The 17679-nt window shown below is 55.9% G+C and carries 18 protein-coding genes and 1 riboswitch; of the genes, 8 read left to right on the forward strand and 10 right to left on the reverse strand.

The features are described from left to right. Positions 1 to 214: 214 nt before the first annotated feature. The 7 genes from thiH to rsd all read right to left on the reverse strand — a co-directional run bounded on the left by thiH (position 215) and on the right by rsd (position 6431). Positions 215 to 1348, reverse strand: a complete 1134-nt coding sequence (gene thiH, locus HV477_RS25370; RefSeq protein WP_079898846.1) for a 2-iminoacetate synthase ThiH — start codon at positions 1346 to 1348, stop codon at positions 215 to 217. Beyond that, a complete protein-coding gene (gene thiG / locus HV477_RS25375; protein ID WP_023208402.1) occupies positions 1345 to 2115 on the reverse strand; it encodes a thiazole synthase in 771 nt (256 codons plus the stop codon). The genes thiH and thiG overlap by 4 nt, the downstream gene beginning before the upstream one ends. 1 nt (position 2116) lies before the next feature. Continuing rightward, entirely contained in the window at positions 2117 to 2317 is a 201-nt protein-coding gene (gene thiS / locus HV477_RS25380; RefSeq protein WP_001166847.1) for a sulfur carrier protein ThiS, read from the reverse strand. Beyond that, positions 2298 to 3056: a HesA/MoeB/ThiF family protein gene (locus HV477_RS25385; RefSeq protein ID WP_079898845.1), complete on the reverse strand. Its 759-nt coding sequence runs from the start codon at positions 3054 to 3056 to the stop codon at positions 2298 to 2300. The genes thiS and HV477_RS25385 overlap by 20 nt, the downstream gene beginning before the upstream one ends. Next, the gene (thiE, locus tag HV477_RS25390) at positions 3049 to 3684 is read right to left on the reverse strand and encodes a thiamine phosphate synthase (protein WP_079898844.1); all 636 of its coding nucleotides are present in this window, start codon (positions 3682 to 3684) and stop codon (positions 3049 to 3051) included. The genes HV477_RS25385 and thiE overlap by 8 nt, the downstream gene beginning before the upstream one ends. Then, positions 3684 to 5579 carry a phosphomethylpyrimidine synthase ThiC gene (gene thiC, locus HV477_RS25395; RefSeq protein ID WP_079898843.1) on the reverse strand — a complete coding sequence of 632 codons (1896 nt, stop codon included), beginning with the start codon at positions 5577 to 5579 and terminating at the stop codon, positions 3684 to 3686. The genes thiE and thiC overlap by 1 nt, the downstream gene beginning before the upstream one ends. Before the next feature lie 86 nt (positions 5580 to 5665). Then, a riboswitch (TPP riboswitch) is annotated at positions 5666 to 5890 on the reverse strand. 52 nt (positions 5891 to 5942) lie between these two features. Continuing rightward, the gene (gene rsd, locus HV477_RS25400; protein ID WP_000934317.1) at positions 5943 to 6431 is read right to left on the reverse strand and encodes a sigma D regulator; all 489 of its coding nucleotides are present in this window, start codon (positions 6429 to 6431) and stop codon (positions 5943 to 5945) included. Positions 6432 to 6523: 92 nt separating this feature from the next. On the opposite strand from rsd, the gene nudC reads away from it, so the two are divergent. The 6 genes from nudC to HV477_RS25430 all read left to right on the forward strand — a co-directional run bounded on the left by nudC (position 6524) and on the right by HV477_RS25430 (position 10878). Continuing rightward, the gene (gene nudC, locus HV477_RS25405; protein WP_000373960.1) at positions 6524 to 7297 is read left to right on the forward strand and encodes an NAD(+) diphosphatase; all 774 of its coding nucleotides are present in this window, start codon (positions 6524 to 6526) and stop codon (positions 7295 to 7297) included. Between the two features lie 40 nt (positions 7298 to 7337). Next, complete coding sequence (hemE, locus tag HV477_RS25410) at positions 7338 to 8402, forward strand: uroporphyrinogen decarboxylase (RefSeq protein ID WP_000137628.1); 1065 nt, start codon at positions 7338 to 7340, stop codon at positions 8400 to 8402. Between the two features lie 9 nt (positions 8403 to 8411). Beyond that, complete coding sequence (nfi, locus tag HV477_RS25415; RefSeq protein ID WP_079898842.1) at positions 8412 to 9083, forward strand: deoxyribonuclease V; 672 nt, start codon at positions 8412 to 8414, stop codon at positions 9081 to 9083. Positions 9084 to 9124: 41 nt separating this feature from the next. Continuing rightward, a complete protein-coding gene (locus HV477_RS25420; RefSeq protein WP_000940092.1) occupies positions 9125 to 9715 on the forward strand; it encodes a YjaG family protein in 591 nt (196 codons plus the stop codon). A 186-nt stretch (positions 9716 to 9901) separates the two neighbouring features. After that, the gene (gene hupA, locus HV477_RS25425) at positions 9902 to 10174 is read left to right on the forward strand and encodes a nucleoid-associated protein HU-alpha (protein WP_001044509.1); all 273 of its coding nucleotides are present in this window, start codon (positions 9902 to 9904) and stop codon (positions 10172 to 10174) included. Between the two features lie 11 nt (positions 10175 to 10185). Then, positions 10186 to 10878, forward strand: a complete 693-nt coding sequence (locus tag HV477_RS25430; RefSeq protein WP_001083930.1) for a DUF1481 domain-containing protein — start codon at positions 10186 to 10188, stop codon at positions 10876 to 10878. A gap of 41 nt (positions 10879 to 10919) precedes the next feature. Here the strand turns inward: HV477_RS25430 and zraP are convergent, their stop codons facing one another. Beyond that, the gene (zraP, locus tag HV477_RS25435; RefSeq protein WP_000828129.1) at positions 10920 to 11375 is read right to left on the reverse strand and encodes a zinc resistance sensor/chaperone ZraP; all 456 of its coding nucleotides are present in this window, start codon (positions 11373 to 11375) and stop codon (positions 10920 to 10922) included. Positions 11376 to 11628: 253 nt separating this feature from the next. Here zraP and zraS point away from each other — a divergent pair, with 253 nt between their 5' ends. Both zraS and zraR read left to right on the forward strand, forming a co-directional pair. Beyond that, positions 11629 to 13026: a two-component system sensor histidine kinase ZraS gene (zraS, locus tag HV477_RS25440; protein ID WP_001639471.1), complete on the forward strand. Its 1398-nt coding sequence runs from the start codon at positions 11629 to 11631 to the stop codon at positions 13024 to 13026. Positions 13027 to 13031: 5 nt separating this feature from the next. Beyond that, a complete protein-coding gene (gene zraR / locus HV477_RS25445; protein WP_001621493.1) occupies positions 13032 to 14357 on the forward strand; it encodes a sigma-54-dependent response regulator transcription factor ZraR in 1326 nt (441 codons plus the stop codon). Here the strand turns inward: zraR and purD are convergent. Together purD and purH are read right to left on the reverse strand one after the other, a co-directional pair. Next, positions 14354 to 15643, reverse strand: a complete 1290-nt coding sequence (gene purD / locus HV477_RS25450; RefSeq protein WP_175065523.1) for a phosphoribosylamine--glycine ligase — start codon at positions 15641 to 15643, stop codon at positions 14354 to 14356. The two genes, zraR and purD, sit on opposite strands and share 4 nt — an antisense overlap. A 15-nt stretch (positions 15644 to 15658) precedes the next feature. After that, positions 15659 to 17248, reverse strand: coding sequence for a bifunctional phosphoribosylaminoimidazolecarboxamide formyltransferase/IMP cyclohydrolase (gene purH, locus HV477_RS25455; RefSeq protein ID WP_001187507.1), 1590 nt, complete (start codon positions 17246 to 17248; stop codon positions 15659 to 15661). Positions 17249 to 17679 lie beyond the last annotated feature (431 nt).

Raw genomic sequence — 17679 nt, forward strand, 5'->3', positions numbered from 1 at the left:
TGGCAATAATCATGCTATTGAATACATAAAATATTGGCATAAACTATCAAGTTTCGGCGAAAAAATATTTGATGCTCAGTTTTCTCTACTACAGCCAACTTTAAAATCGCAGTGCTGTTCAGAACGGACATAAAAAAACGGGAGGTCGATAACAATCTCCCGTTTTTCGCATTACGTACTCGTTCGTGAAATATTAATGCGTTTACATACGGGTTCACCGCGTTTGCGAAGCGCGCCCCAGCCAACTGTCCCAGTCTTTCCAGACGGGCTGCAATCCTTGCGCGCTTAACGCGCTTGCTACGGTTTCAGGCCGACGGGCATCGTGGGGAGAAAACTGCTCCAGTTCCGGATGATCGTCAGCGTAGCCGCCGGGCTGGGTTTTTGAGAAGGCGCTGACGTTGTTGATTGCCAGAGGAATCACATGGTCACGGAACCAGGGCGATTCGCGGGTGGAAAGCGAGAGCTCAATTTCTGGCGCCAGTAAACGAAACGCGCAAATGGTTTGTACCAACTGCCGCTCGTCCATGATCGATGCGGGTTCAACGCCTCCGGCGCAGGGCCGCAGGCGAGGAAACGAGATGGAGTAACGGCTCTGCCAGTACTGTTTCTGCATCCACAACAGATGCTCCGCCACCATATAGCAATCCACTCGCCAGTTGTCCGACAGACCAATTAGCGCGCCAAGACCGATTTTGTCGATACCTGCCCGGCCTAACCGATCCGGCGTTTCCAGCCGCCAGAAAAAGTCCTGTTTCTTTCCCTTCAGGTGATGCTGTGCATAGATTGCCTCATGGTAAGTTTCCTGATAAACCATCACGCCATCGATCCCCAGCGTTTTGAGCTCCGCATAGTTTTCTTGCGACAAGGGCTGGACTTCCATCTGTAATGATGAAAATTGACGGCGGATAGCCGGTAAATGGCGGCGAAAATAGTTCATTCCTACTTTGGCCTGATGTTCGCCAGTCACCAGCAACAGATGCTCAAAGCCCAGTTTACGGATAGCATCGCACTCCCTTTGAATATCCACCTCATCCAGCGTCTTACGCTTGATGCGGTTGCTCATCGAGAAGCCACAGTAGGTGCAGTCGTTGGCACAGAGGTTTGAGAGATAAAGCGGCACGTAAAAACTGACGGTGTTGCCAAAGCGTTGTCGGGTCAGCCTTTGCGCCCGCTGCGCTATCGGTTCCAGATAATCGGCGGCGGCGGGGGAGAGCAGTGCCATCAAATCATCCCGGCTAAGATGCGCGGCGTTCAGCGCCCGCTCCACATCGGCGGCGGTTTTACCGTTGATGCGCAGGCGAATATCGTCCCAGTCCAGTTGCCGCCAGCGGTCGGTGAAGGTTTTCATGCTAACGCCTCCAGAAATCCGGTGAGCGGGCTGGTGGCGCTGGCCTGCGAACTTTTGCTTCCTGGCACCGCCTGACGCGCCAGTACTCCCGCTTCTACAGCCAGGCGGAAAGCGGTTGCCATCATTACCGGATCGTCCGCCACGGCAATCGCCGTGTTGACCAGCACCGCATCAGCGCCCATTTCCAGCGCCTGCGCCGCATGGCTGGGCACTCCAATGCCCGCATCAACCACCACCGGCACGGTGGACTGCTGGATAATAATCTCCAGCATCGCTTTGGTTTCCAGCCCCTGATTCGAACCGATAGGCGCGCCGAGCGGCATCACCGCCGCGCAGCCGACCTCTTCCAGCCGCTTGCACAACACCGGATCCGCGCCGCAGTAGGGCAGCACCACAAAACCCTGCTTCACCAGCGCCTCGGCGGCTTTTAGCGTTTCGATCGGATCCGGCAGCAGCCAGCGGGCGTCCGGATGGATTTCTAATTTCAGCCAGTGGGTTCCCAGCGCTTCGCGCGCCAGTTGGGCGGCGAAGATTGCCTCTTCGGCGGTTTTCGCCCCGGAGGTATTGGGCAGCAGCGTGACGCCCGCTTCAATCAGCGGCGCCAGGATAGCGTCGTTGTGCTGACGTAAATCCACGCGCTTCATCGCCAGTGTCACCAACTGGCTGCCGGAGGCGCGAATTGCCTCGACCATCAGTTGCGATGAGGCAAACTTCCCGGTACCGGTGAACAGATGTGAATCAAACGTTTTGTCGGCAATACGTAACATATCAACCCCCTGCAATAACCTGAAAAAGCAGGATCTGGTCGCCTTCCTGCACGATTTGCTGCTGCCACTGCTCGCGCGGCAGGATCTGCTGATTGAGCGCTAGCGCCACGCCCGGTTTAAGCTGATTAAGCGTAGCGAGCAGGCTGCTGACGGTTTGCCCTTCGGCGCACTGCATCGGCTCGTCATTGAATTGAATTTGCATGTCGCCCCCCGCATACCGGACAGCCGCTGGCACGACGCAGCGCCAGGCTGCGCCACTGGCTGGTTTTACCGTCAAACAGGCGTAGCTCTCCGCTGGGCGTCTCAATACCGCTGAGTAATTTAATCGCTTCCAGCGCCTGTAAGGTGCCCATCACGCCAACAACCGGTCCGACGATACCGGCGGTACGGCAGTTGCGTTCAGGCTCCACATCATCTGGCCACAGGCAGCGGTAACAGCCTTGTTCCCACGGTGGCGTGAGGACCATCACTTGGCCGCCAAAACCAACGGCGCTGGCGGTAATTAATGGTGTATTCAGTGCCACGCAGGCGGCGTTAATTTCCTGACGGGTCGCCATGTTGTCGGTACAGTCGAGCACCACGTCGGCACGCGCTACCGCATGCCGCAGTGCCTCGCCTTTTAGTCGCTGCTGGAGTGATACCAGTTCGATATCCGGGTTGAGCCGTGTCAGGTGCTGCTGGGCAACCTGAGATTTTGAACGCGCGATATCATCGGTGGTAAATAGAATCTGGCGCTGCAAATTGCTCAGATGAATGTCGTCATCGTCTACCAGCGTCAGTTTGCCGATGCCTGCTCCCGCCAGATACAGCGCGGCAGGTGAACCTAACCCACCTAAACCCACGATCAGCACATGACTCGCGAGCAGCTTTTGCTGGCCTTCAATGGCGATATCGCCGAGCAGGATTTGCCGGCTGTAGCGCATAAAGTCACGGTTATTCATCGCCGACTCCCACGATTGCCAGCAGTTGCGCGGTGGCTTCACGCCAGTCTGCCGCCTGGGTAATGGCGCTAACCACAGCCACGCTGCCGACGCCGGTCGCCAGTACCGCCGGAGCGCGTTCAAGGCTGATGCCGCCAATTGCCACGGTCGGGTAATCCGCCAGTCGTTCAATATGACTGGCCAGCTGCGCCAGCCCCTGTGGGGCGGAAGGCATCTGCTTGGTTTGCGTCGGGAAGACGTGGCCGAGTGCGATATAAGAAGGCTTAGCGGCCAGCGCCACGTCTATTTCCATATCATCGTGGGTCGATACGCCCAGGCGTAAGCCCGCCGCCTGAATCGCTTTCAGGTCGGTGGTTTCAAGGTCTTCCTGGCCCAGATGCACGCCGTAAGCGCGGTGCTTAATTGCCAGACGCCAGTAATCGTTGATAAACAGGCGGGCGTCATAACGACGCCCCAGTGCGATGGCGGCGATAACGTCGGCTTCCACCTCTTCATCGCGCTTATCTTTGATACGCAGCTGGATCGTGCGTACGCCCGCCTCCAGCAGGCGTTCAATCCATGCAACGCTATCCACCACCGGGTAAAGCCCGAGGCGGAACGGCACGGTCGGGAAATCAGGCTGATACATCAGGCTTCCTCCCGCTTGAGATAAATTTCGCCGCCTTTGGCGCGGAAGTTTTCCGACATATCCGCCATCCCCACTTCAATGGTTTGCGCGGCGGCGTAGTCGCGGACTTCCTGGCTGATTTTCATCGAGCAGAACTTCGGCCCGCACATGGAACAGAAGTGGGCAACCTTACCGGACTCCTGTGGCAGGGTTTCATCGTGGTAGGCACGGGCGGTGAACGGGTCGAGCGCGAGGTTAAACTGATCTTCCCAGCGGAATTCAAAGCGCGCTTTCGACATGGCGTTATCGCGGATCTGCGCGCCCGGATGGCCTTTCGCTAAGTCAGCGGCGTGGGCGGCAATCTTGTAGGTGATTAGCCCCTGCTTCACATCTTCTTTGTTCGGCAGGCCGAGGTGCTCTTTCGGCGTCACATAACACAGCATCGCGCAGCCAAACCAGCCGATCATCGCGGCACCAATGCCGGAGGTGAAGTGGTCATAGCCCGGCGCGATATCGGTGGTCAACGGCCCTAAGGTGTAGAACGGCGCTTCGTGGCAGCTCTCCAGCTCTTCGGTCATGTTGCGCTGAATCATATGCATCGGCACGTGGCCCGGGCCTTCAATCATCACCTGCACGTCGTATTCCCAGGCGATTTTGGTCAACTCGCCCAGCGTATGCAGCTCGGAGAACTGCGCTTCGTCGTTGGCGTCCTGAATGGAGCCGGGGCGCAGGCCGTCGCCCAGCGACAGGGAAACGTCGTAGGCGGCGCAGATTTCACAAATTTCGCGGAAATGTTCGAACAGGAAGTTCTCTTTGTGATGCGAGAGGCACCACTTCGCCATGATCGAACCGCCGCGCGAGACAATACCGGTCAGGCGTTTGGCGGTCATCGGCACGTAGCGCAACAGCACGCCCGCGTGAATGGTGAAGTAGTCGACGCCCTGTTCGGCCTGCTCCAGCAGCGTGTCGCGGAACGCTTCCCAGGTAAGATCTTCGGCGATCCCGTTGACCTTTTCCAGCGCCTGGTAGATCGGCACGGTGCCGATCGGTACCGGGCTGTTACGCAGGATCCATTCGCGGGTTTCGTGGATATAGCGGCCGGTGGAGAGGTCCATCACCGTGTCCGCGCCCCAGCGGGTCGACCAGACCAATTTTTCCACCTCTTCTTCGATAGAGGAGGTGACCGCCGAGTTACCGATGTTGGCATTCACTTTGACCAGGAAGTTGCGGCCGATAATCATCGGCTCGGATTCCGGGTGGTTGATGTTGGCGGGAATAATCGCGCGGCCCGCGGCGACTTCATCACGCACGAATTCCGGGGTGATGTTTTCCGGCAGGCGCGCGCCAAAGCTCATCCCCGGATGCTGGTGGCGCAGCACTTCACTACGAATGCGCTCGCGGCCCATGTTTTCACGGATGGCGATGAACTCCATTTCGGGAGTGACGATCCCCTGGCGGGCATAATGAAGTTGCGTCACGCGGTGTCCGGCTTTGGCGCGTTTCGGCGTCAGCAGGCCGGTAAAACGCAGATCGTCCAGGCCATCGTCGGCCAGACGTTCTTTGGTGTAAGCCGAGCTACGGTCGTCTAATTCTTCGCTATCGTTACGTGCGTCAATCCACGGCTGGCGCAGTTTCGCCAGACCCTGCTGGACGTTAATCGCCACCTCAGGATCGCCATACGGGCCGGAGGTGTCGTACACCGGTACGGCTTCGTTCTCTTCAAACTGCGGGTTGTCTTTACTGCCGCCGATGAGCGTCGGGCTCAGTTGAATTTCACGCATCGGTACGCGAATATCATGCTGCGAACCGGTCACGTAGATGCGTTTCGAGTTGGGAAAGGCAGTCCCTTCCAGCGTATCGATAAAATGCTGGGCTTTAGCGCGCTGCTCGCGGCGGGTTAACGTTGTTGTAGACATAGCTCATTCCAAAAAATTAAGGACGTGGCTTGTCAGACGACGGATGGAGTAATGGATGTGCGCCGCCCGTAAAGGCAGCAGCATAAAGCAGAATTACTCTTGTTCCCTTCGCAGGTATTAACCTGATCAGGTTCCGCGGATCCCGAATTAACGGTCTCAGCCTTTTCCACTTCATCCTTCGCGCTGCCTCTTCGTTGGCTTCGTCCGCTCACTCCATTCACTTACTTATGTAAGCTCCTGGAGATTCACCGACTTGCCGCCTTGACGCATCACGAACGCTTTTGTGGAAAATTAGCACTCCGACAAGATAACCGCCCCTCCGAAGAGGGGGCTGAAGTAAACTACCTGTTACTCGCGCAGAACTCAAGCGGGACGTTTGACTCTGGCGCCGTCGTGCATCGCGTCAAACACCAGCATAATCAGCTTGTCTTCCAGCACAAAGCGGGCTTCCAGCGCTTCGCCGATATCTGACAGAGCTTGTTGAAATTCGAGACAATTATCGTGATCGATGGCAGTTTCCAGGCTGGTGTCGTAATAATCCATAATGCGCTGCGTATTATCTTCCAGCAGCGGCCAGATTTTTGCCGCATGTAAAAGCTGACCGTTTCCTTCCAATTTATGGAGAATACGTTCATAAATACTGAAGTGCCCGGCGGAAAGGTAATCGACCAGGCTCTGACAAAAATTATCCAGCGCTTTTTCATTCAGCCGCATGTACGATTCTTTGCCAGGCTTAATGCCAACCAGGTTGTAGTAAGCCACGAGCAGGTGCTTACGTACATCCAGCCAGCGATCGACCAGTTTGTTGCTTCCGCCAACGCGCTCCGTCAGGTTTTCCAGCTGGTTTAGCATGATTGTCTCCGCAAGTTAGATAAAGGCTGCTCGCCATGAATGTAAAAATAATGTTAACAACATGCCAGTGAAGCAAAGGTAGTGCAAGAGCTATGGATCGTATAATTGAAAAATTAGAGAGTGGCTGGTGGATCGTCAGCCATGAACAAAAATTATGGTTGCCGTATGGGGAATTACCACACGGGCTGGCGGCAAATTTCGATCTTGTGGGGCAGCGCGCACTCCGGATAGGTGAATGGCAAGGCGAGCCCGTCTGGCTGGTGTTACAGCATCGACGCCATGATATGGGCTCGGTTCGCCAGGTTATCGATCAGGATGCAGGGCTGTTTCAACTGGCGGGACGTGGCGTACAGTTGGCGGAGTTTTATCGTTCGCATAAATTTTGCGGCTATTGCGGGCACCCTATGCACCCGAGTAAAACCGAATGGGCGATGCTGTGCAGCCATTGCCGCGAGCGCTACTACCCGCAAATCGCCCCCTGCATTATTGTTGCCATTCGTCGTGAGGATTCTATTCTACTTGCCCGGCACGTTCGCCACCGCAACGGCGTGCATACGGTACTGGCCGGGTTTGTTGAAGTCGGCGAAACCCTGGAGCAGGCTGTGGCGCGCGAAGTCATGGAGGAAAGCGGGATCAAGGTGAAAAATCTGCGCTACGTGACCTCGCAGCCGTGGCCGTTCCCACAGTCGCTGATGACGGCGTTTATGGCAGAGTATGACAGCGGCGAGATTGTCATCGACCCGAAAGAACTGTTGGAAGCAAATTGGTACCGTTATGACGATCTGCCGCTACTGCCGCCGCCGGGCACCGTCGCGCGCCGTTTGATCGAAGATACGGTGGCAATGTGTCGGGCTGAATATGATTGACATGTTACACTGGGCGCATCAACGCTAAAGGAATGTAAAAATGACCGAACTCAAAAACGATCGTTATCTACGTGCGCTGCTGCGCCAGCCCGTTGATGTTACGCCAGTGTGGATGATGCGCCAGGCGGGCCGTTATCTACCGGAGTACAAAGCCACTCGCGCTCAGGCGGGCGATTTTATGTCGCTGTGCAAAAATGCCGAACTGGCCTGCGAGGTCACTTTACAGCCGCTGCGCCGTTATCCGCTTGATGCGGCGATCCTTTTCTCGGATATCCTGACGGTTCCGGACGCGATGGGCCTGGGGCTGTACTTCGAAGCCGGGGAAGGCCCGCGCTTTACGGCCCCTGTCACCTGCAAAGCCGATGTCGATAAGTTGCCCATTCCCGATCCGGAGGATGAACTGGGCTACGTGATGAATGCGGTGCGTACGATTCGCCGTGAACTAAAAGGCGAGGTTCCGCTGATCGGCTTCTCCGGCAGCCCGTGGACGCTGGCAACTTACATGGTGGAAGGCGGCAGTAGCAAAGCCTTCACGGTGATTAAAAAGATGATGTACGCTGACCCGCAGGCGTTGCATCTGCTGCTGGATAAGTTGGCGAAAAGCGTCACGCTGTACCTCAACGCGCAAATCAAAGCGGGCGCGCAGTCGGTGATGATTTTCGACACCTGGGGCGGCGTGCTGACTGGCCGCGATTACCAGCAGTTCTCCCTCTACTACATGCATAAAATCGTCGATGGCCTGCTGCGTGAAAACGACGGTCGCCGCGTGCCGGTAACGCTGTTCACTAAAGGTGGCGGTCAGTGGCTGGAGGCGATGGCGGAAACCGGCTGCGACGCGCTGGGTCTCGACTGGACGACAGATATCGCTGATGCGCGCCGTCGCGTTGGCCATAAAGTGGCGCTGCAGGGCAATATGGACCCCTCGATGCTGTATGCGCCACCGGCACGGATCGAAGACGAAGTAGCGACTATACTTGCTGGTTTCGGTCAGGGAGAAGGGCACGTCTTTAACCTTGGACATGGCATCCATCAGGATGTGCCGCCAGAACATGCTGGCGCATTTGTGGAGGCAGTGCACCGACTTTCTGCGCAGTATCACAACTAAGGAGTTAGTATGGATCTCGCGTCGCTACGCGCTCAACAGATAGAACTTGCTTCATCGGTTTGCCGCGAAGATCGCCTGGACAAAGATCCGCCAGCGTTTATCGGCGGGGCGGACGTCGGTTTTGAGCAGGGGGGCGAGGTGACGCGGGCGGCGATGGTATTGCTGAAATATCCGTCGCTTGAACTGGTCGAGTACAGGGTGGCGCGTATTGCCACCACCATGCCGTATATCCCCGGCTTTCTCTCTTTTCGTGAATATCCTGCTCTGCTGGCGGCGTGGGAACAGCTCTCGCAAAAGCCCGATTTGCTGTTTGTGGACGGTCACGGTATTTCGCATCCGCGTCGGCTTGGCGTCGCCAGTCATTTTGGACTGTTGGTGGACGTGCCGACCATCGGCGTGGCGAAAAAACGGCTATGCGGTAAATTTGAACCACTTTCCGCCGAACCTGGCGCACTTAGCCCCTTAATGGATAAAGGCGAGCAACTGGCGTGGGTATGGCGCAGCAAGGCGCGCTGTAATCCGCTGTTTATCGCGACAGGGCACCGGGTCAGTACTGACAGCGCGCTGGCGTGGGTACAGCGCTGTATGAAAGGGTATCGCCTGCCGGAGCCGACGCGCTGGGCGGATGCCGTCGCTTCCGGACGTCCGGCGTTTGTTCGTTGGCAAGAAATTCAGCGCTGATTCAGGTAAACTGCCGCTAATTTCCGATTCGAGATTCCATCATGTTACAAAACCCGATTCATTTGCGTCTGGAGCGGCTGGAAAGCTGGCAGCACGTTACCTTTATGGCCTGCTTGTGCGAGCGCATGTACCCGAACTACGCCATGTTTTGCAAGCAGACGGAATTCGGCGACGGACAGATCTACCGTCGCATTCTGGATCTGATCTGGGAAACCCTGACGGTGAAAGATGCAAAGGTCAATTTCGATAGCCAACTGGAGAAGTTTGAAGAGGCAATTCCGGCAGCTGACGACTATGATCTGTACGGCGTTTACCCGGCGATTGATGCCTGCGTCGCATTAAGCGAATTAATGCATTCTCGTCTTAGCGGCGAAACGCTGGAACACGCTATTGAGGTTAGTAAGACTTCCATTACTACGGTGGCGATGTTGGAAATGACTCAGGCTGGTCGGGAAATGACCGATGAGGAGCTCAAAACGAACCCTGCCGTTGAACAGGAATGGGATATTCAGTGGGAAATATTCCGACTTTTAGCCGACTGCGAAGAACGCGATATTGAACTGATAAAAGGGCTCAGGGCAGACCTGCGCGAGGCTGGTGAGAGCAATATCGGTATAAATTTTCAGCAATGACACCAGAAAACGTGATTTAACGTCTGATTTGTCGTGCCATAAGGCTTCCCTTATGCCCCCCGTCTGGTCTACATTTGGGAGGCGAAAAAAAGTGGCTATCGGTGCGTGTATGCAGGAGAGTGCTTTTCTGGCATTTCCGTCGCACTCGATGCTTAGCAAGCGATAAACACATTGTAAGGATAACTTATGAACAAGACTCAACTGATTGATGTAATTGCAGACAAAGCAGAACTGTCCAAAACCCAGGCTAAAGCTGCTCTGGAATCCACTCTGGCTGCTATTACTGAGTCTCTGAAAGAAGGCGATGCTGTACAACTGGTTGGTTTCGGTACCTTCAAAGTGAACCACCGTGCTGAGCGCACTGGCCGTAACCCACAGACCGGTAAAGAAATCAAAATCGCCGCCGCTAACGTACCGGCGTTTGTTTCTGGTAAAGCTCTGAAAGACGCAGTTAAGTAAGACGCGTAGCTGTGAACAGTTTTATCGAAGGGGCTCGTCAGCCCCTTTTGTCTGTCTGGCGTCGCGCGTTTCTGTTTTCTGGCGCGCTGTTGCTGACTGCCTGCAGTCATAACGCTTCACCGCCTCCGTTTACTGCCAGCGGCTTTGCCGGCGATCACGGCGCGGTGCGTATCTGGCGTAAAGATACGAACGATGAAGTCCATCTGCTTTCTGTTTTTAGCCCGTGGCATAGCGGCAGCACGACGACCAGCGAATATCGTTGGCAGGGTGATACGCTTTCGCTTATTGAACTCAATATTTACAGCAAACCGCCAGAACATATTCGCGCGCGTTTCGACGCTCATGGCGAACTCAGTTTTATGCAGCGTGAAGTCGGGGGGCAGAAGCAGCAGCTTTCCAACGATCAGATTGCCTTGTATCGCTATCGCGCCGAACAAATCCGTCAGACCAGCGACGCCTTGCGCCTGGGGCGGGTCATACTACGCCAGGGACGCTGGCACGCCGACCATACGGTAACCACCTGTGAAGGTGAAACGCTGAAACCGGATCTGGACTCCTGGGCAATAAGCCACATTGAGCGCCGCCAGAACCACTCATCGGTAGAGGTGAGCGTAGCATGGCTGGAGGCGCCGGAAGGATCGCAACTTTTGCTGGTGGCGAATTCAGATTTTTGTCACTGGCAGCCGCAAGCGAAAAGCTTTTGATGGAATACCGGCTGGCGAAGCCGCCATTCGGCAAACATGCTTTACCAGTTTCCCATACCCATGTGACCGCCGCCGCGATGATAACCGCCGCCATAGCCGCCGCAACCGCCATAGCCCATTCCTGCGCCGCGTGGTATGCCAGCCTGCGCCATCGCGACATCCCGTTTCACGCGTTGCTCATCTAACTTCTGGCCTAATGACTCCATCTCTTTGGCAACCGCGTTAATTTTCGCAGTATCCGGCGAACTGGCGGTCAGTAGCGCGTTGTATTCATAACGTTTGGATATCAGTTGCTGGCGCAGCGCGCTGGTCTGCGTATAGTAATCATCATAAATCTTCTGCGCCGTCGCCTGCTGTTCCGTGGTTAACGGGCTACCTCCCTGTTGCCACATACCGTCATTGTTGCCCCAGTGATGCCCGGCGAAGGCGGCGCCGGAGCTCAGGGCCAAAAGAGAGAGGGCGATTAGCGCGATAGCTGATTTATTGTTCCGTTTCATTTTGCGTTCTCCTGTTGCTCATCTTATCCTCTCTCTTGCATCTTCCGTGCCAGGTAACTATTCCTTGTTGGGCAGCGAGTTAACCCGCCTCAGGCGGCAAAAAGCGAGTAAAAATGACTCGCATGACCCGCCTGGCGAGTCATTTTTACCCACCCGTATCCGAAAGGGTGTGCGACACCGCGCGGTTATGCGGAGCGAAGAATGGCATGATCTCTGCTTAAGTAAGGAAAATAAAAACGAGCCGGGGAAGCCTGTGAGTTTTATACGATTACATAAAGATGCCGCTGCAACGTGGTTGAGTCGGCTGTTACCTGCGGCGATCTTCATTCTGGTGGGGCTATTTTCCATTATGGTCATTCGCGACTATGGCCGTGAGAGCGCTGCCGCCAGGCAGACGCTGCTGGAAAAGGGAAATGTACTCATTCGCGCTCTGGAGTCCGGCACGCGAGTAGGTATGGGAATGCGGATGCATCACGCGCAGCAGCAGACATTGCTGGAAGAGATGGCAGGTCAGCCTGGCGTGTTGTGGTTCGCCGTAACGGATGCGCAGGGGGTAATCATTACTCATAGCAACCCTGGCATGGTGGGCAAATCGCTCTATTCCCTATCTGAAATGCATCAACTAAACCCCGGGCCGCAGGAGCGTTGGCGGCGTGTCGACGTTGCTGCTAACGGCGAGACGGTGCCTGCGTTGGAAATTTACCGTCAGTTCCAGCCGCTTTTCGGTATGAGAGGTCACGGGATGAGGGGGCACGGCATGGCGCGTATCGCCAATGACGATGAACCAGCGAAACAAACTATTTTTATTGCCTTTGACGCCAGCGAGCTGGCCGCGACTCAGGCAAGGGAGTGGCGTAATACGCTGATTGTTTTGTCAGCGTTAGCGGCGGTGTTGTTGGCAACGTTACTGGCATTTTTTTGGCATCAGCGTTATCAGCGCTCGCACAGAGAACTGCTTGATGCAATGAAGCGTAAAGAAAAGCTGGTGGCGATGGGGCATCTGGCGGCGGGCGTCGCGCACGAAATTCGTAACCCGCTCTCGTCCATCAAAGGGCTGGCGAAATACTTTGCCGAGCGCACGCCAGCCGGCGGCGAGTCGCATGAACTGGCGCAGGTGATGGCCAAAGAGGCCGACCGTTTGAACCGGGTGGTAAGCGAATTGCTCGAACTGGTAAAGCCCGCGCATCTGACGCTCCAGGCGGTTAACCTCAATGATATTATTACTCACTCCCTGAATCTGGTCAGTCAGGATGCCCAAAGCAGAGAGATTCAGTTGAGATTCACGGCGAATGAGACGCTTAAGCGTATTCAGGCTGACCCGGACAGGCTGACTCAGGTGCTGTTGAATCTGTACCTGAACGCTATTCATGCGATTGGCCGCCAGGGAACGATTACCGTAGAGGCAAAAGAAAGTGGGACCGACCGCGTTATCATCACTGTTACCGATAGCGGGAAAGGGATCGCCCCGGATCAGCTGGAGGCGATTTTTACGCCTTATTTTACGACCAAAGCTGACGGGACAGGCCTGGGGCTGGCTGTGGTGCAAAATATCATCGAACAGCATGGCGGCGCGATTAAGGTGAAAAGTATTGAGGGTAAAGGCGCGGTCTTTACTATCTGGTTGCCAGTGATAGCGAGACAACAGGATTAACAAGGGTGATACGCGGAAAAATCGATATTCTGGTTGTGGATGATGATGTAAGCCACTGCACGATTTTACAGGCGCTGCTTCGGGGCTGGGGCTATAACGTCGCTCTGGCCTACAGTGGGCATGATGCGTTGGCTCAGGTGCGTGAGAAAGTCTTTGATCTGGTACTGTGCGATGTGCGTATGGCGGAGATGGACGGTATCGCCACGCTGAAGGAGATTAAAGCGCTCAATCCCGCCATTCCGATTTTGATTATGACGGCATTTTCCAGCGTGGAAACGGCGGTAGAGGCGTTGAAAGCCGGCGCGCTCGACTATTTAATTAAACCGCTGGATTTTGACCGTCTGCAGGAGACGCTGGAAAAGGCGTTGGCGCATACGCGGGAAACGGGCGCTGAATTGCCATCGGCGTCGGCTGCGCAGTTTGGCATGATTGGCAGCAGTCCGGCGATGCAACATTTACTGAATGAAATCGCGATGGTCGCACCATCAGACGCCACGGTATTGATTCACGGAGACTCCGGCACGGGTAAAGAGCTGGTGGCGCGGGCGCTACACGCCTGTAGCGCCAGGAGCGATAGACCGCTGGTCACGCTCAACTGCGCCGCGCTTAATGAATCGCTGCTGGAGTCCGAGCTGTTCGGACACGAAAAAGGCGCGTTTACCGGCGCGGATAAACGTCGGGAGGGACGCTTTGTCGAAGCTGACGGCGGGACATTGTTTCTTGATGAAATCGGCGATATCTCGCCGTTAATGCAGGTACGTTTGCTGCGGGCGATTCAGGAGCGCGAAGTGCAACGCGTGGGAAGTAACCAGACGATATCTGTGGATGTTCGGTTAATTGCCGCTACCCACCGCGACCTGGCGGAAGAGGTGAGTGCCGGTCGCTTTCGCCAGGATCTCTATTACCGCCTGAATGTGGTGGCGATTGAAATGCCTTCTTTGCGCCAGCGTCGGGAAGATATTCCGCTACTGGCAGACCATTTTCTGCGGCGTTTTGCCGAACGTAACCGCAAAGTGGTGAAGGGGTTTACGCCGCAGGCGATGGATCTGCTGATCCACTACGACTGGCCGGGCAATATCCGTGAGCTGGAAAACGCTATCGAGCGGGCGGTGGTGTTGCTGACGGGAGAATACATTTCTGAACGCGAATTGCCTCTCGCTATTGCCGCGACGCCGATAAAAGCGGAAAACAGCGCCGAAATCCAACCGTTGGTCGATGTGGAAAAAGAGATCATTCTGGCGGCGCTGGAAAAAACGGGCGGCAACAAAACGGAAGCCGCCCGTCAATTGGGCATTACGCGCAAAACGCTGCTGGCTAAACTCAGCCGTTAGTTTTGCTCACGCTCAATGGCGCGCCAGCCGATGTCGTTACGGCTGAAGCTGCCGTCCCAGCGGATGTCGGTCATCAGGGCGTAAGCGCGTTTCTGCGCTTCGGCGACGGTGTGGCCCAGCGCGGTGGCGCACAGGACGCGTCCGCCGCTGGTGAGCACACGGTCGTCGTCGGCGAGCTTAGTGCCAGCGTGGAAGACTTTGCCGTCAGCCACTTCTTCCAGCGGCAGGCCGTGGATCTCATCGCCAGTGTTGTAGTTGCCCGGATAACCGCCCGCGGCGATCACCACGCCTAATGAAGCGCGCTCGTCCCACTCGGAGGTTTTCTTATCCAGCTTGCCGTCGCAGGCGGCCAGGCAAAGATCCACCAGATCCGACTTCATGCGCAGCATGATCGGCTGGGTTTCCGGATCGCCGAAGCGGCAGTTGAACTCGATAACTTTCGGGTTGCCCTGCTTGTCGATCATCAGACCCGCATACAGGAAACCGGTGTAAGTGTTACCTTCCGCCGCCATGCCTTTCACGGTTGGCCAGATGATGCGTTCCATGGTGCGCTGGTGCACTTCATCAGTCACCACCGGCGCCGGTGAGTAGGCCCCCATACCGCCAGTGTTCGGGCCGGTATCACCGTTGCCTACGCGTTTGTGGTCCTGGCTGGTGGCCATCGGCAGCACGTGCTCGCCGTCGACCATCACGATAAAGCTTGCTTCTTCGCCGTCGAGGAACTCTTCAATCACGATACGGTGGCCCGCGTCGCCAAAGGCGTTGCCTGCCAGCATGTCATGAACGGCGGCTTCGGCTTCTTCCAGCGTCATCGCCACGATGACGCCTTTGCCCGCAGCCAGACCATCGGCCTTGATGACGATCGGCGCGCCTTTCTCACGCAGATAAGCCAGGGCTGGCTCAATCTCGGTGAAATTCTGGTATTCCGCCGTCGGAATCTGGTGACGAGCGAGGAAATCTTTGGTGAAGGCTTTGGAGCCTTCCAGTTGCGCGGCCCCTTCGGTTGGGCCAAAGATCTTCAGACCCGCCGCGCGGAACGCATCGACCACGCCAATCACCAGCGGCGCTTCTGGACCAACGATGGTCAGATCAATCTTCTCGTTCTGGGCAAAGCTCAGCAGCGCCGGAATATCGGTGACGCCGATAGCCACGTTCTGCAGCGCGGGTTCCAGCGCGGTGCCCGCGTTGCCCGGTGCGACAAAAACGGTATCAACCAGCGGCGACTGTGCGGCTTTCCAGGCCAGCGCGTGTTCGCGCCCGCCGTTACCAATGACTAAAACTTTCATCGTCTGCTCCCTGAATTAATGGCGGAAGTGGCGCATGTCGGTGAAGATCATCGCAATGCCGTGTTCATCGGCAGCGGCAATGACTTCATCATCACGGATAGAACCGCCAGGCTGGATAACGCAGCTCACGCCGACAGCGGCAGCGGCATCAATACCGTCACGGAACGGGAAGAAGGCGTCGGAAGCCATGGCTGAGCCTTTCACTTCCAGACCTTCGTCAGCCGCTTTAATGCCAGCGATTTTCGCGGAGTACACGCGGCTCATCTGGCCTGCGCCTATGCCGATAGTCATGTTCTCTTTGGCATACACAATGGCGTTGGATTTCACGAACTTGGCTACCTTCCAGCAGAACAGCGCGTCACGCAGCTCCTGCTCGGTCGGCTGGCGTTTGGAAACCACGCGCAGTTCAGCTTCGCTCACCATACCCAGGTCACGATCCTGAACCAGCAGGCCGCCGTTAACGCGTTTGAAATCCAGGCCCGGAACACGCTCGCCCCACTGACCGCAGGTCAGAACACGGACGTTCTGCTTGGCTGCGGTGATTTTCAGCGCTTCTTCGCTTGCGGATGGGGCGATGATCACTTCCACGAACTGACGGGAGATGATGGCCTGCGCGGTTTCGGCATCCAGCTCGCGGTTGAAAGCGATGATGCCGCCGAACGCGGAGGTCGGGTCGGTTTTATAGGCGCGGTCGTAAGCGTCGAGAATAGAGGTACTTACCGCCACACCGCATGGGTTAGCGTGCTTGACGATTACGCAGGCTGGCTCGTTGAACTCTTTCACACACTCCAGCGCCGCGTCGGTATCAGCGATGTTGTTGTAAGAAAGCGCTTTGCCCTGAACCTGCTGTGCGGTGGCAACGGACGCTTCTTTCACATTTTCTTCTATATAGAAGGCTGCCTGCTGGTGGCTGTTCTCGCCATAGCGCATATCCTGCTTCTTAATGAAGTTCAGATTCAGCGTACGCGGGAAGCGACCGGCGGCTTCTTTGCTTTCACCGTGGTAGGCCGGAACCATGCTGCCGAAGTAGTTGGCGATCATGCTGTCGTAGGCGGCGGTGTGTTCGAAGGCTTTAATCGCGAGATCGAAACGGGTGTCGAGGGTCAGAGAACCTTCGTTAGCATCCATCTCTTTAATAATGGCGTCGTAGTCGCTGCTCTTCACCACGATGGCCACGTCTTTATGGTTCTTAGCAGCAGAGCGCACCATGGTCGGGCCGCCGATATCAATGTTCTCTACCGCATCTTCCAGCGAGCAGCCTTCGCGTGCCACGGTCTCGGCGAACGGATACAGGTTAACGACAACCATATCGATAGGGGCGATGTGGTGCTGTTCCATAATGGCATCGTCCTGGCCGCGACGACCGAGGATGCCGCCGTGGACTTTTGGATGCAGGGTCTTTACGCGTCCATCCATCATTTCCGGGAAACCGGTGTAATCGGAAACTTCGGTCACCGGCAGGCCTTTTTCTGCTAACAGGCGGGCGGTGCCCCCCGTAGACAGCAGCTCCACACCGCGTGCGGAAAGTGCCTGGGCGAATTCGATGATACCGGCCTTGTCAGAAACACTGAGCAGAGCGCGGCGGACTGGACGACGTTGTTGCATGGTAAATCCCCTGGATTTGACGATTACAGAGAGCGTTAGCTGAATTTTTCGTGAAAAACTCAGCTAACGCCCCTTATGGGGTATTCTCATTTTGCGGCGACATTGTAACGAAAACGTTTGCGCAACGCTCGCGAATTTTTCTTTTTAAATTCTGGCCCCGCTTTTATCCCTGAAAGATCATTTGCAGAGTGAGAAGATCCAGGAGATGAACGCGCATTTTGTGGATAAGTCTGTGCGTAAATGGGTATAACCAGGGGTTTTGCTGGGGAATGCAGCAAACAGTCATTTTTCTGCAATTTTTCTATTGCGGTCAGCAGAGAACTCCCTATAATGCGCCTCCATCGACACGGCGGATGTGAATCACTTCACACAAACAGCCGGTCGGTTGAAGAGAAAAATCCTGAAATTCAGGGTTGACTCTGAAAGAGGAA

It is taken from the genome of Salmonella sp. SG203 (genome assembly GCF_013350575.1).
Taxonomy (GTDB): domain Bacteria; phylum Pseudomonadota; class Gammaproteobacteria; order Enterobacterales; family Enterobacteriaceae; genus Salmonella; species Salmonella enterica.